Source organism: Phaeobacter sp. BS52 (assembly GCF_045040595.1).
GTDB classification, from domain to species: Bacteria; Pseudomonadota; Alphaproteobacteria; order Rhodobacterales; family Rhodobacteraceae; genus Phaeobacter; species Phaeobacter piscinae.
Genome location: NZ_CP090662.1, coordinates 3352190 through 3365489, shown reverse-complemented (window position 1 = coordinate 3365489; position 13300 = coordinate 3352190). Strand labels below are relative to the sequence as shown.

Below are 13300 nucleotides of genomic sequence, written 5' to 3'. Positions count from 1 at the left end.
CTCAGCGCTCCTTCAGTTTCACAGATGCGTTGTAGACGTTCATCACCATGGAGATGAGCAGCGACGCGGTGAGATAGAACAACATCAGCAGCAGCACGCATTCGATGGCGCGGCCGGTCTGGTTCAGCGTGATGCCGCCCAGGGTCGCGGTGATGTCGGCATAGCCCACAGCAATCGCCAGCGAGGAGTTCTTGGTGATGTTAAGGAAGTTGGAGATCAGCGGCGGAATGATGACGCGCAGCGCCTGCGGCAGCACCACGAGGTTCATGATCCGGCCCGGACGCAGACCCAGCGCTGCGGCAGCCTCAGTCTGACCCTTGTTGATCGCCTGAATACCCGCACGCACGTTTTCCGCGATGAAGGCACCGGTGTAGATCGACAGGGCAAACCACAGGGCAATCAGCGGCCCACCAATCTTGATACCACCCTTGAAGTTGAAGCCTTTCAGCTCAGGCACTTCCCAGGACAGGCCCATGACAAACAGGACCAGCGCCAGTGGCACCAGCCAGACGCCCAAGGCAATCAGCTTGGTGTTGGGACGCACGCCGGTTTTTTCCTGCGTTTTGGTCGCGTTGGTCTCGACCCTGCGCATCACAAGGAAGGACCCGACCAACACTGCGATGATCACCAGCCAGTTCAACGCACCCGAGGCGAAGAAACCGCTCTCGAACCAGGGCATCGGGATATAGACACCACGGTTGGTAAAGGCGAAGAGGTCAAACAGCATGCTCGACGTGGCGTTGTCACCCCGGAATTCCCGAGGCCCCGGCATCACGGCGGTCATGACGGTGAAAATGATGATGATCCAGATCAGAACCGGAATATTGCGGAAGATTTCCACATAAACGGCCATCAATTTGGAGACGAGCCAGTTGTTCGACAGGCGCAGAACACCCGCAATCACGCCAAAGATGGTGGCGGTGATACAGGCAAGAACGGCCACCAGCAGCGTGTTCAGAACACCAACAACCGCCGCACGCGCGTGGCTGGACTGGCTGTCGTATTCGATCAGACGCTGGTTGATATCGTAACCGGATGGATCCCCAAGGAACCCGTATGAAATATTCAGACCCGCGGCCCGCAGGTTCTGAATAAGGTTGTTCCCCAGATACCAGATGGCCAAGGCCAGAACCAGTGCAGCAATCGCCTGGAAGGTCAACGAACGATAGCGGGTATCGTTGACCAACATGGACAGCTGAAACTGTGCCTTTGGAGGGTCAGTGAGAGTTGACATGAATGTGTGATCCCCGTGGCTTATAGGTCAACTGATCGGCGGGGTTGGTTCCCTGCTCGCGTCAGACCTCAAGCGTTTTTGTTAGGATAGGTCGGCAGGAAAAAAGGGCGCAGGTTGGTCCTGCGCCCTTTCCTCAGTCGTTCTTAGCGGAAGGGCGGTGCGTAGAGCAGGCCGCCTTCAGTCCACTGTGCGTTCAGACCGCGTGCCAGACCAATCGGAGTGTCTTCGCCGATGTTCTTAGCAAAGACTTCACCGTAGTTGCCGCCAGCGCCGATGGCGTTTTTCGCCCAGTCAGCCGACAGACCCAGCATTTCGCCCAGGGTACCTTCGGTGCCCAGCAGACGGTTGATTTCCGGGTTCTCGGTGCCTGCAGCCATCTCGCCGATGTTGGCGGAGGTCACGCCCAGTTCTTCAGCTGCGACCAGTGCGTTCAGGCTCCAGCGGACAACGTCGCCCCACTCGTGGTCGCCGTGACGAACCAGCGGGCCCAGCGGCTCTTTGGAGATGATTTCAGGCAGCAGAACATGCGCCGAAGGATCATCAAAGGTCGCGCGGGTTGCCGCCAGACCAGACGCGTCGGTGGTGTAGACGTCACAGGCGCCAGCCAGGTACTGCTGCTGCGCTTCAGCGTTGGTTTCGATCGGAACCGGCTCATAGCTGATGTTGTTGGAACGGAAGAAATCCGCCAGGTTCAGCTCGGTTGTGGTGCCGGTCTGGATACAGACGGTCGCGCCGTCCAGTTCCTTCGCGGAGGACACGCCCAGTTCCTTGGGAACCATGAAGCCCTGACCGTCGTAGTAGTTCACACCAACAAATTCGAACTTCAGATCGACATCGCGGCTGAAGGTCCAGGTGGTGTTCCGCGCCAGCATATCGATCTCGCCGGAGGCCAGAGCGGTGAAGCGGGTTTTGCCGGTGGTCGGCACGAATTCAACGGCGGTCGAGTCGCCCAGTACAGCCGCAGCAACCGCGCGGCAGACAGCAACGTCAAAACCTTCCCATTCGCCATTGGCATTGGGCGCTGCAAAGCCGACCAGACCAGTGGTCACGCCGCAGTTCAGCTTGCCACGGGCCTTGACGTCATCCAGCGTTCCCGCCGCAGCGGCACCGGCGGCCAGACCAGCAACAGTCAGCGCACCCAAAATTACCTTATTCTTCATGTTTACCTCTTCCTGATTGTCCGCCTATTTGGCGGCTCTTTTTGCCCGGCACCAGCCATGCCGGAGATAGGTGTTGAAACAGGGTTTTGCCCATTTCGCGACCGAGTGTGGTCGCATTCATCAACAAACGTCAAGTGCGGGATCAGGAATTTCGATGGGCGCATAGCGAACAATTTCGTGGGCGCGAACGATTTTTGCGGCTGCGCGGCAATCTCGGTAATATATTGCGCTAACAGGAAAAATCGTAGAACCGCTTAGCGTGTAAAAACGCATGGCGTTTCAGGTCAGCAGTGGCCTGGGCCTCTTCGTCCTGGCCCCATTGCTGCTCCTGCCACAGCTCATCCAGCCGTGACATCTCCCAGATCTGATCCGCCGGGCGCCAGCCCTTTGCCGCTGCAAACCCAAGGACCAAGGACCCGGACATCGCCACCAGATCATGGAAGGCCGCCAGCTGAAATGGTGTCATTTCATGGACTAAGCCGCGCAACCGCGCCAGCGCCTCGGGGTTTTGCGGTGCATGCAATATCCCGGAACGCGGCTCCAGCCGGGCGCCGAGCGTTTCAGCTGCCCACTCCAGCGCCGGGTCCCAGATCTCGGCCTGACGCTGCACCAGCTCGGCTAAGCATCTCCGCGCGGTAGCACAAAAGATCGGAATCGCCGTAGTCCGACAGCATATCCGACACTTCGCCATGCTGATGCGACACCTTGTCGATTGCAGCATTTGCAGAACGCGTTACCGGCATCGTCGACGGGTCGACTGATTCGGTCTGCGCCTCCCATTCCGCCGCAATTGCCTCGGCCATGTCGCGACCCGGCACAGCAAGCGCAGCTTTTGCCGGAGTTTTTACGCGCCGCCCGTCCAGTTCCACCGCAAACCCATCCTCGGTTTCGGCCACCGAGACGGTTTTCCAGAATCGTTTCTGTTTCCACTCGCTCATATCGTCAGTCTTTCCAGATGTTCTGCAACAGCGGCGCCAGGTCGGCGAAGCTGTCGATAATGTGATCCGCCCCCAGCTGGTCAGCGGGGTGAAACCCCCAATCCACGGCGATGGTGCGCACACCGGCGGCCCGGCCCATATCGATGTCAAAACTGGTGTCGCCGATCATCACGGTATGCTCAGGCTGTACCCCGGTCTCGGCCATTGCCCGCAGCACCATGGACGGATGCGGTTTGGACGGGTGGTGGTCCGCACATTGCCGGGTCACGAAACACCGCAGCTCATGTGCCGCGATCAGCGCATCCAACCCGCGCTGTGATTTGCCGGTAGCCACCCCGAGCAAATAGTGCGGCACCGCGTTCAGCTCCGTCAGCACCTCCGCCGCACCGGGGTAGAGCGGCGAATGCCCTGCACCCTTGGTAACGCGCGCCCGGTAATACGCATCCTTGTATCGCCCAACCACTATATCCCGCGACTCTGAGTGCAGATCAGGGGCCAACTGCGCGACAGCCTCCGGCAATGAAAGGCCAACTATCGAAAGAATATCCTGTTTCGCAGGCTTTCTTTCATACAACTCGAAAGCTTCCTGCATGCACTGAACAATGGTGCCCTCGCTATCCGCCAGGGTGCCATCCACATCAAACAGGATCAAACGCAGATCACCGCTCATCGTCATGAACCTCGTTACTGCAGGCTCTCAAACGGATCTTCTGCCGCCAGATCTTCGGACCAGCCAAAGGTGTCCCAGCTGTCCTTCATGTGGTCGGGCAAAGGCGCTGTGATCGACAGCGGTTTTTTCGTGGTCGGATGCTCAAACGCCATGCGACGGCAGTGCAAATGCAGCTTCTTGGAGATAATCCCCCCGAGCTGCGCGCCCCAGCCATCGCCGAGGTTTTCCTGACTGGAGCCACCATATTTGCCGTCACCCGCAATCGGGTGGCCAATCTCGGCCATATGCGCGCGCAGCTGATGGGTGCGGCCGGTGATCGGCTCCATCGCAACCCAGGCCGCGCGGCTGGCCACACGGTAGAGCGTCGCATAATGGGTGTGCGAGCGTTTGGCGCCGGGTGTGCTGTCCACCTCATTGGAATGGATGGCGATCATTTTCTCGCCCTCGCCCGATTTGCCGTGACCCGGCGCCTTCACCAGCCCGCATTTGATTTCACCGAGATAGGGCGTCGGCACCCCGGCCACCAGCGCCCAATAGATCTTGCGGGTGGCGCGATGGCGGAAGGCCGCGGTCAGCGACTGCGCTGCGAGGCGGGTGCGCGCCAGCACCAGCACACCTGAGGTGTCCTTGTCCAAACGATGCACCAGACGCGGCTTTTCTTCGGCGTCGAACTGCAAGGCGGCACTCAGCCCGTCGACATGTTTGGTGGTGCCGCTGCCGCCCTGCACCGCCAGACCTGCGGGTTTGTTCAACACGATGACAGCATCGTCCTTATAGATCACACAGCCCCGGATCATCTTGGCGTCCGCTTCGGAAATCCGGTAGCTCGGCGCCTCTGCCGGTTTCAGATCGCTTGCGCCAAGGGGCGGCACACGCACCACCTGCCCGGCGGCGACGCGGCTGTTGGCCTTCACCCGGCCCCCATCCAGACGCAATTCGCCCTTGCGGCACATCTTCTCGATCCGCCCCTGGCTCACATGCGGGAAGAGCCGCCGCAGCCAGCGGTCAATACGCTGGTCTGCATCGTCTTCACTGACGGTAATCATCTGTACGCCGCTCATGCGAACACTCCTCTGGCGGCCATCAGGCCGAAAAACAGTCCGCCGACCGACAGGCCCACGGACAACAGCACATAGAGCGCAGCCTGCCCGAAGGCGCCGCGCTCGATCAGGGTGGCCGTCTCAAGCGAGAAGGCCGAAAACGTTGTGAAACCGCCCAGAAGGCCAGTCATCACAAAAGGGCTCAGGTGGGTCAGCCCCTTATGGGCGGCCGTGACAACAAAGGCGCCCATCAGAAAGGAGCCGATCACATTCACCGTCAGAATCGCCACCGGAAATTCTCCCACCCCAAATAGGCGGGACATCCCCAAACCGGCCAGATAGCGGCAGGCGGCACCGATCGCGCCGCCCAAGGCCACATATAGAACCGAAAAAACCATCAACGGTCTGTCGTCTAGCTGGCGCATGGATGTCAAGTTTTGCGCAAGCATGGCAGCATTGCGCAGCAGCGCAGGCCCGTCACCTTTCCCAAAATACTCGCGCCGCAGGCACCGGCTTTGTCCCGCAAAGCCGGATCAGCTGTTCCGTTTGGCGCGCAGATTGGCAAAATACTCGGCCCGGCGCTTCAACTCGCGCTCGAACCCACGCTCAACCGGCTGATATAGCACCGGACGTGGCACATCGTCGGGAAAGTAGTTCTGTCCAGAAAACCCATCTGCCGCGTTGTGGTCGTAGTCATAGCCGTCACCGTAGCCTTGCGATTTCATCAGTTTGGTCGGCGCATTCAGGATATGTTTCGGCGGCGGCGCACTGCCGGTCTGTTTCGCCAGCTTAGCGCGCCGCCTTATAGGCCATGTAGCTGAGCGTTGGTTTTCGGCGCGAGGGCCAGATAAATCACCGCCTGCGCCAGCGCCAGCTCGCCCTCTGGACTGCCCAGACGCTCATAGGTTTCCCAAGCCTGAATGCAGATACCCTGCGCCTGCGGGTCGGCAAGGGCGATATCCTCAACCGCCATCCGGGTCAGGCGGCGGGCCAGGTATCGGGGATCCTCTCCCCCCTCCAGCATGCGGGCGAACCAGTAAAGGGCTGCATCCGGATCCGAACCGCGCACGGATTTATGCAGGGCGGAAATCAGATTGTAATGCTCATCACCGGATTTGTCGTATTTTGCCGCGCGCCGCATCAGCCGTGCGGCCAGCGCCTCACGCCCCAGCGGGCTCTCCACCTTCCAGGCCGCAACCTGTTCGATCAGGTTCAGCAGGGCGCGCCCGTCGCCATCGGCCATCTCCTGCAACGCGTCCCGCGCATCCGGGGTCAGCGGCAGGGCGCGATCCAGTTCCTGCTCCGCCCTCTGGGTCAGCCGTTCCAGATCGGCAAGCGACAAGCGCTCCAGCACCAAGACCTGCGCGCGGCTCAGCAAAGCGGCGTTCAGCTCAAAACTCGGGTTCTCGGTCGTGGCCCCGACCAGAAGGATCGTCCCATCCTCCATATGCGGCAGGAACCCGTCCTGCTGGGCCTTGTTGAATCGATGGATCTCATCCACGAAGAGCAGCGTGCCCTGACCGTTCTGGCGGCGGATCTTGGCGGCCTCGAACACTTTCTTCAGATCCGGCACACCGGTGAAAATGGCTGAGATCTGCACAAAATGCAGATCCGTCTCCCGCGCCAAGAGCCGCGCGATGGTGGTCTTGCCCACACCAGGCGGCCCCCAGAAAATCAGCGACGACAGGGAGCCGGAGGCCAGCATCACCCCAAGCGGCGCCTCCTCACCAGGGACCTGCGCCTGACCGATCACCTCTGCCAGCGACTGCGGACGCAGGCGATCCGCCAGCGGGCGGTTCACCTCCGACTGCGGGTCCGGGCGGGGGGCGGCATCGCCACTGTCAAAGAGATCCGCCATGATCAGAGCCGGTAGCGCAGCGAGACGCGCTGGCCCTGCCGGTTGAGATCAACCTTCATCCAACGGCCAACAGTCGCCAGCACATCAGACACATCAGCGGGCGAGGCAATCGCCTCATTGTTGATGCCCAGAATGATATCCCCTGCCCGCAGACCGACGCGGCCGCCATAAGCGCCGGGGTCGGTGATCACCACCCCGTCAGAGGACATCGGCAGCTGGAACCGCAGGATCGACTGCGGATTGATACGCGCGACCGTCAGCCCCGGCAGCGGCGTGTTTTCATCAAGGCTGAGCGGATCGGCAGGTGGCTCATCCGGGGCCAGCATCATCTCGACGGTCAGCACCTCGCGTTCGCCTGCCCGCAAACGGGTGACCTCTGCCGTATCGCCAAGCCCGGTAACGGACATGCGGAACACCATCTCCGACGGGGAGTTCACCGCCTGCCCGGCCACGTCAAGGATCACATCGCCGACCTCGAACCCCGCCTTGGTGAATGGGCTGGAGGGGTGCAGTTCGGAGATCACCATCCCCTCCGGCAGATCCATCCCCAGCGAGGCGGCAAGATCCGCATCCACCGGTTGCCCCATCATGCCAGCCCAGGGGCGCTGGAACTCTTCGGCGCCCTGATCGGCCTGCCGCATAAACGCACGCACCAAATTGGCGGGAATGGCAAAGCCGATACCGTTGGAGCCGCCGGAGCGGGTCACGATACGGGTGTTGATGCCGATCAGGTCACCATTCACATCAATCAGCGCGCCGCCGGAGTTGCCGGGATTGATCGGCGCATCTGTCTGGATGAAATAGCCAATCCCCTCCCCTGTCGCCGCGCCGCTGCGCGCAAGGCCCGAAACAATGCCGCTGCTGACGGTCTGACCAACGCCGAAGGGATTGCCGATGGCCAGCGCCAGCTCACCCACCTCAACCCCGTCACTGTCGCGCAGCTCCAGATAGGGCAGGTCTTCGGCCTCTTCCAATTGCAGAATGGCCAGGTCACTGGCCTGATCTGCCAGCACCACCTGTGCCGCATATTCGCGCCGGTCTGTGGTCACCACACGGATATCGGTTGCCATGCCCACAACGTGGTAATTCGAAACCACAATGCCATCCGCAGACAGGATCACCCCAGAGCCGAGGGAGTTCTGCACACGGGGTTGGGGCTTCGAGAGGCCGCGAAAGAAATCATCAAAGAACGGGTCGTTCATAAAAGGCGTGCGGCGCTGTTCATGGACAATCTTGGCGTAGATATTGACCACTGCCGGAGCGGCCTCTTTCACCAAGGGTGCAAAGCCGAGGGAAATCTCCGCCTGATTCTGCGGCACACGGGTCTCTGCGTGCGCCTGTGTGGTGGGGATCTGAGTGGCCAGAAACAGGCCCGCTGCGGTCAGGATTGCGCGAAACATGACGACTCCGATTGTTCTTGTGAACAGGATATGCGGACCGGAGGCATCTTTTACAAGGTTGGATTTGCCGGGGAAAAACGCTGCATTTTCACCCAGCCACTTTCAGCCCACCGCGCGGAGTGCGAAAACGAAAAACCCCCGCCCTGTTGCCAGAGCGGGGGTCAGGTCCGGTCAGATGACCGATCTGATTATTCGTCAGCAGCAGCTTCTGCTTCGGCCAGACGTGCCTTGTCGGCGGCGCCTTTGGCATCGCGATCACGATCAACGAATTCGATGATCGCCATCGGTGCCATGTCGCCATAGCGGAAACCGGCTTTCAGGATACGGACATAGCCGCCCTGACGGTCTTTGTAGCGCGGGCCCAGAACCTCGAACAGTTTTGCGACGTCCTTGTCTTCCTTCAGCTTGGACGCGGCCTGACGACGGGCGTGCAGGTCGCCGCGCTTTGCCAGGGTGATCATCTTTTCGATGATTGGGCGCAGTTCTTTTGCTTTGGGAAGGGTTGTCTTGATCTGCTCGTGCTCGATCAGCGAGCCAGCCATGTTGGAGAACAGGGCCTTACGGTGCTCATGAGTACGGTTCAGGCGGCGGTAACCACGTGCGTGACGCATTTTGATAGTCCTTTGATCTGCGTTTTTGCTTTGTCAGGCTGCTGATGCGTGTCAGCGGCTCACCTTGGGGCGCGTGCCCTTGTTGTCCCCGGTACATCCGGGCATTTCGGGCGGCCCGTAAGCCGCCCAATCTTTTAGAAGCTGTCTTCGAACTTCTTGGCCAGATCTTCGATGTTGTCCGGCGGCCAGTCCTCGACGTCCATGCCAAGGTGCAGACCCATGCCCGACAGCACTTCTTTGATCTCGTTCAGCGACTTGCGGCCGAAGTTCGGCGTGCGCAGCATTTCTGCTTCGGTCTTCTGGATGAGATCGCCGATGTAGACGATGTTGTCGTTCTTCAGGCAGTTTGCCGAACGTACAGACAGTTCCAGCTCGTCCACTTTCTTCAGCAGAAGCGGGTTGAACTCGAGACCGTCGTCATCGTCCTGACGGTTTGCCGATTCCGGCTCGTCGAAGTTGACGAAGATCGACAGCTGATCCTGCACGATACGGGCCGCATAAGCGACCGCGTCATCGGGCGTGATGGAGCCGTCTGTTTCGATCTTCATGGTCAGTTTGTCATAGTCCAGAACCTGACCTTCGCGGGTCGGCTGAACGTCATAGGAGACCTTCTTGACCGGCGAATAGATGGCGTCGATCGGGATCAGGCCGATGGGCGCATCTTCAGGCTTGTTCTTGTCAGCAGAGACATAGCCCTTGCCGGTGTTGACGGTCAGTTCCATGAACAGATCCGCACCATCATCAAGGTGGCAGATCACGTGTTCACGGTTCAGCACTTCGATGCCAGCGGATTCGGAGATGTCACCGGCGGTGACAACTGCGGGGCCTTTGGCATTGATCGAAAGACGCTTGGGGCCTTCGACTTCCATGCGCAGCGACACACCTTTGAGGTTCAGGATGATGTCGGTGACATCTTCGCGAACGCCGCAGCGACGCTGGAGAATTCATGCAGGACGTTGTCGATCTGCACGGAGGTGATGGCGGCGCCTTGCAGCGAGCTCATCAGGACGCGGCGCAGCGCGTTGCCCAGTGTCAGACCAAAGCCGCGCTCCAGCGGTTCAGCCACAACGGTGGCCTGGCGTGCGGGATCATTGCCCGGCTTCACGTCAAGCTGAGTCGGCTTGATCAGTTCAGCCCAATTCTTGTGGATCATGCGGTCCCTCCATTCCTGTCTATACCTCATGTCCGAAGGTACAGACGCCCGAGGTTTCAAATGGCGTACTGGGGCCTTGCAGAAATCGCAAAGCCCCAGCAAAAATCAGCGTCGCTTAGACGCGACGGCGCTTCGGCGGACGGCAGCCGTTGTGCGCGATCGGGGTCACATCACGGATCGAGGTGATGTTGAAGCCCACTGCAGCCAGAGCGCGCAGTGCGGATTCACGGCCCGAACCGGGACCCTGAACTTCGACTTCCAGAGTTTTAACGCCGTGTTCCTGCGCTTTTTTGCCTGCGTCTTCAGCAGCCATCTGAGCCGCATAAGGAGTCGATTTACGCGACCCTTTGAAGCCCATGGTGCCTGCGGAGGACCAGGAAATCGCATTGCCTTGCACGTCCGAGATCAGGATCTTGGTGTTGTTGAACGAGGAGTTCACATGTGCAACGCCGGAGGCGATGTTCTTGCGCTCTTTGCGCTTGGTACGAGTCTTATCGCGTGCCATTGATCAAACCCTCCCTTATTTCTTCTTACCAGCAATGGCCTTTGCGGGGCCTTTGCGAGTACGAGCGTTGGTGTGGGTACGCTGACCGCGAACGGGCAGGTTACGACGATGGCGCAGACCGCGGTAGCAGCCGAGGTCCATCAGACGCTTGATGTTCATCTGAACTTCACGGCGCAGGTCGCCTTCGACGGTGTAGTTGGCGTCGATGTGCTCGCGCACGGCCAGAACTTCAGCGTCGGACAGCTCGTTTACACGACGGGTTGCGTCGATGCCTACGGCTTCGCAGATGGCTTCAGCAGAGGTCGTGCCAATGCCAGTGATATAGGTGAGGGCGATCGGTACCCGCTTTGCAGTCGGGATGTTTACGCTAAGCAATACGTGCCACGTGTCACTTTCCTTTTCGTTGCGGTTCCGTAGCGCCGGAACCTTTTTTCACAACGCTTGACCTTGGCAGTGTCGCCCGTTGGTCCAGCATTTCGAGGTGGTCAGGGCGGCAGAAATTACACGCACCTGTGATGATTCCCAGAAGGGATGGGGTTCCCTATGTGGAAATCGCACTATGGTCAACCCGTCGGCAAGACTGGGGCCGAAGTTTCCCCCAAGGTCAACCACCCGCAGCGCAATTTGTGTTGTTTTTCTGCCAGCGCGCGACCAACGCACAAAAAACGCCCCGGCCAGGGTGGCGCGGGGCGTTTTTCAAATCCAAACGGATCGGACGATCAGTCGCCCATGATCCAGCCGAGGTTTTTGCGGACCTCTTCGATAGAAGCCAGACCGTCGAGACGCTGCAGGTTGCCCTTGGCATAGTAGTAGCCGATCAGCGGCGAGGTCTTCTTGTAGTATTCCATCAGACGGGTGCGGAGGCTTTCCTCGTTGTCGTCCGGGCGGCGTTTCTGGCTGGTACCACCGCAATTGGTGCATTTGCCATCCTCAGGCCAGGGCTTGGTCTCGTCGTGATAGACCTCACCGCAATCGCCACAGGTGGAGCGACCGGTGATGCGGGCGACCAATGCGGTGTCATCTACCTGCATCTCAATCACCGCATCCAGTTTCTGACCGGTTTCGCGCAGCAGTTCCGCCAGCGCATCCGCCTGAGCGAGCGTGCGGGGGAAGCCGTCAAAGATAAAGCCGCCCTCGGCCCCCTGTTCGATCTTCTCGCGGATCAGACCGATCACGATACGGTCGGTGACCAACTCACCGCGGGCGATCACTGCGGCAACCCGCTGGCCCATTTCGCTGCCCGACGCCTGCGCATCGCGCAGCATGTCGCCGGTGCTCAGCTGAACCATATTGCGAGATTCAACCAGGTAGCGGGCTTGTGTTCCCTTGCCCGCGCCGGGCGGGCCCAGAAGGATAATATTGCTCATCGGCGTGCAGGTCCCCGTCGTGTCCGTTTCTTATTCCGACCGCGCAGCTGGCTCTTTTCAATGAGACCTTCGTATTGATGCGCAAGCAGGTGGCTTTGTGCCTGTTGAATGGTGTCCATCACAACAGAAACCACAATCAACACGGAGGTACCGCCAAAGTAAACCGGGATTGCAAGCTGACCGCGCAGGATTTCCGGCAGCAGACAGACAGCAGCCAGATAGGCAGAGCCCAGAACCAGCACGCGGTTGACCACATATTCGAGGTATTCCGCGGTCTTTTTGCCGGGGCGGATACCGGGGACAAAACCGTTCTGGTTCTTCAGGTTATTGGCCACCTCGTCCGGTTTGAAGGACACGTTGAAGGTGTAGAAATAGGCGAAAAATACGATCATGCCGACGAAGAACAGCAGGTAGAGCGGCTGACCGGGGCCGAAGTTGGCCAAGAGCCAAGACATGATCGGGCCGCTGGTCGCATTCGACGAGAAGGTGGAGATGGTCACCGGCAGCAGCAGCAAGGACGAAGCGAAGATCGCGGGAATCACGCCTGCTGGGTTCACTTTCACAGGTAGGTGGCTGGAGCCACCGTCATAGACTTTCATGCCGACCTGACGGCGCGGATACTGGATGTGGATCTTGCGCAGGGCGCGTTCCATGAACACCACGAACATGATGATCGCGATCATCATCAGGATCACCGCGATGATCACCGCGGGGCTGATCGCACCCGAACGACCGGAGGCCAGGAACTGCGCAATCGCGGCGGGCACCTCGGCGATGATGCCGACGAAGATGATCAGGGAGATACCATTGCCGATGCCGCGCTGGGTGATCTGCTCGCCCAGCCACATCAGGAACATGGTGCCGCCCACCAGTGTGATCATGCAGGCGAGACGGAAGTACAGGCCCGGATCCGTCGCCAGATCCCCCGATTCGAGCGAGACCGCGAGACCATAGGCCTGCGCCGTGGCCAGAAGCACGGTGCCGTAACGGGTGTATTGGTTGATTTTCTTGCGGCCCTGCTCGCCCTCTTTTTTGAGCTGTTCGAGCGCCGGGACCATCGAGGTCAGCAGCTGCACAATGATCGACGCCGAAATATAGGGCATGATGCCAAGTGCAAAGATGCCCATACGGCCAAGCGCACCGCCGGTGAACATGGACACCATGCCCCCGATGCCCTGCCCTGCCGAGGTCATGAACTGGCGCAGAGCATCCGCATCAATCCCCGGGACGGGAATATAGGTGCCCAGGCGATAGACAATCAAAAGCCCGAGCGTAAACAGGATGCGGTTGCGCAGATCCGTGGCTTTGCCAAGAGCGGCCCAGCTGGTGTTCGCCGCCATTTGTTCTGCTGCTGATACCATAAA

General features: G+C 59.9%; 11 protein-coding genes and 3 pseudogenes. All 14 read right to left on the bottom strand.

Translation table 11 applies throughout. The features are described from left to right. Position 1 precedes the first annotated feature (1 nt). The 14 genes and pseudogenes from L0Z65_RS16330 to secY all read right to left on the bottom strand — a co-directional run bounded on the left by L0Z65_RS16330 (position 2) and on the right by secY (position 13297). Positions 2–1234 (bottom strand): amino acid ABC transporter permease, encoded by a 1233-nt coding sequence (locus tag L0Z65_RS16330; protein WP_040180831.1) that lies wholly within the window; start codon positions 1232–1234, stop codon positions 2–4. A gap of 143 nt (positions 1235–1377) precedes the next feature. Continuing rightward, positions 1378–2394, bottom strand: a complete 1017-nt coding sequence (locus L0Z65_RS16325; RefSeq protein WP_014875973.1) for an amino acid ABC transporter substrate-binding protein — start codon at positions 2392–2394, stop codon at positions 1378–1380. A 229-nt stretch (positions 2395–2623) separates the two neighbouring features. Then, positions 2624–3332, bottom strand: a pseudogene (locus L0Z65_RS16320) (ATP12 family chaperone protein). A gap of 4 nt (positions 3333–3336) precedes the next feature. After that, positions 3337–4002, bottom strand: a complete 666-nt coding sequence (locus L0Z65_RS16315) for an HAD-IA family hydrolase (RefSeq protein WP_405109257.1) — start codon at positions 4000–4002, stop codon at positions 3337–3339. 14 nt (positions 4003–4016) lie between these two features. Beyond that, complete coding sequence (locus tag L0Z65_RS16310; RefSeq protein ID WP_014875976.1) at positions 4017–5063, bottom strand: RluA family pseudouridine synthase; 1047 nt, start codon at positions 5061–5063, stop codon at positions 4017–4019. Continuing rightward, on the bottom strand, positions 5060–5440 hold the full coding sequence (gene crcB / locus L0Z65_RS16305) for a fluoride efflux transporter CrcB (protein WP_102896207.1): 381 nt from the start codon (positions 5438–5440) through the stop codon (positions 5060–5062). Before crcB ends, L0Z65_RS16310 begins: the two co-directional genes overlap by 4 nt. A gap of 135 nt (positions 5441–5575) precedes the next feature. Further along, positions 5576–6900: pseudogene (locus L0Z65_RS16300) on the bottom strand (replication-associated recombination protein A). A gap of 2 nt (positions 6901–6902) precedes the next feature. Then, positions 6903–8300, bottom strand: a complete 1398-nt coding sequence (locus L0Z65_RS16295) for a trypsin-like peptidase domain-containing protein (RefSeq protein WP_405109253.1) — start codon at positions 8298–8300, stop codon at positions 6903–6905. 188 nt (positions 8301–8488) lie between these two features. Next, positions 8489–8911, bottom strand: a complete 423-nt coding sequence (rplQ, locus tag L0Z65_RS16290; RefSeq protein WP_014875980.1) for a 50S ribosomal protein L17 — start codon at positions 8909–8911, stop codon at positions 8489–8491. Positions 8912–9045: 134 nt separating this feature from the next. After that, positions 9046–10064: pseudogene (locus L0Z65_RS16285) on the bottom strand (DNA-directed RNA polymerase subunit alpha). 115 nt (positions 10065–10179) lie between these two features. Next, positions 10180–10569, bottom strand: a complete 390-nt coding sequence (gene rpsK / locus L0Z65_RS16280) for a 30S ribosomal protein S11 (RefSeq protein WP_014875982.1) — start codon at positions 10567–10569, stop codon at positions 10180–10182. A 15-nt stretch (positions 10570–10584) separates the two neighbouring features. Further along, complete coding sequence (gene rpsM, locus L0Z65_RS16275) at positions 10585–10944, bottom strand: 30S ribosomal protein S13 (RefSeq protein WP_405109249.1); 360 nt, start codon at positions 10942–10944, stop codon at positions 10585–10587. 344 nt (positions 10945–11288) lie between these two features. Continuing rightward, positions 11289–11936: an adenylate kinase gene (locus L0Z65_RS16270; RefSeq protein ID WP_405109246.1), complete on the bottom strand. Its 648-nt coding sequence runs from the start codon at positions 11934–11936 to the stop codon at positions 11289–11291. After that, a complete protein-coding gene (gene secY, locus L0Z65_RS16265) occupies positions 11933–13297 on the bottom strand; it encodes a preprotein translocase subunit SecY (RefSeq protein ID WP_040174793.1) in 1365 nt (454 codons plus the stop codon). The genes L0Z65_RS16270 and secY overlap by 4 nt, the downstream gene beginning before the upstream one ends. Between the last annotated feature and the right edge of the window lie 3 nt (positions 13298–13300).

What these genes read in the sequence shown, in the direction of transcription:
- L0Z65_RS16310 (WP_014875976.1), bottom strand. Translation starts at nt 5,063, where the DNA reads ATGAGCGGCGTACAGATGATTACCGTCAGTGAAGACGATGCAGACCAG.
- L0Z65_RS16325 (WP_014875973.1), bottom strand. Translation starts at nt 2,394, where the DNA reads ATGAAGAATAAGGTAATTTTGGGTGCGCTGACTGTTGCTGGTCTGGCC.
- rpsK (WP_014875982.1), bottom strand. Translation starts at nt 10,569, where the DNA reads ATGGCACGCGATAAGACTCGTACCAAGCGCAAAGAGCGCAAGAACATC.
- L0Z65_RS16270 (WP_405109246.1), bottom strand. Translation starts at nt 11,936, where the DNA reads ATGAGCAATATTATCCTTCTGGGCCCGCCCGGCGCGGGCAAGGGAACA.
- rplQ (WP_014875980.1), bottom strand. Translation starts at nt 8,911, where the DNA reads ATGCGTCACGCACGTGGTTACCGCCGCCTGAACCGTACTCATGAGCAC.
- crcB (WP_102896207.1), bottom strand. Translation starts at nt 5,440, where the DNA reads ATGGTTTTTTCGGTTCTATATGTGGCCTTGGGCGGCGCGATCGGTGCC.
- L0Z65_RS16315 (WP_405109257.1), bottom strand. Translation starts at nt 4,002, where the DNA reads ATGAGCGGTGATCTGCGTTTGATCCTGTTTGATGTGGATGGCACCCTG.
- L0Z65_RS16330 (WP_040180831.1), bottom strand. Translation starts at nt 1,234, where the DNA reads ATGTCAACTCTCACTGACCCTCCAAAGGCACAGTTTCAGCTGTCCATG.
- L0Z65_RS16295 (WP_405109253.1), bottom strand. Translation starts at nt 8,300, where the DNA reads ATGTTTCGCGCAATCCTGACCGCAGCGGGCCTGTTTCTGGCCACTCAG.
- secY (WP_040174793.1), bottom strand. Translation starts at nt 13,297, where the DNA reads ATGGTATCAGCAGCAGAACAAATGGCGGCGAACACCAGCTGGGCCGCT.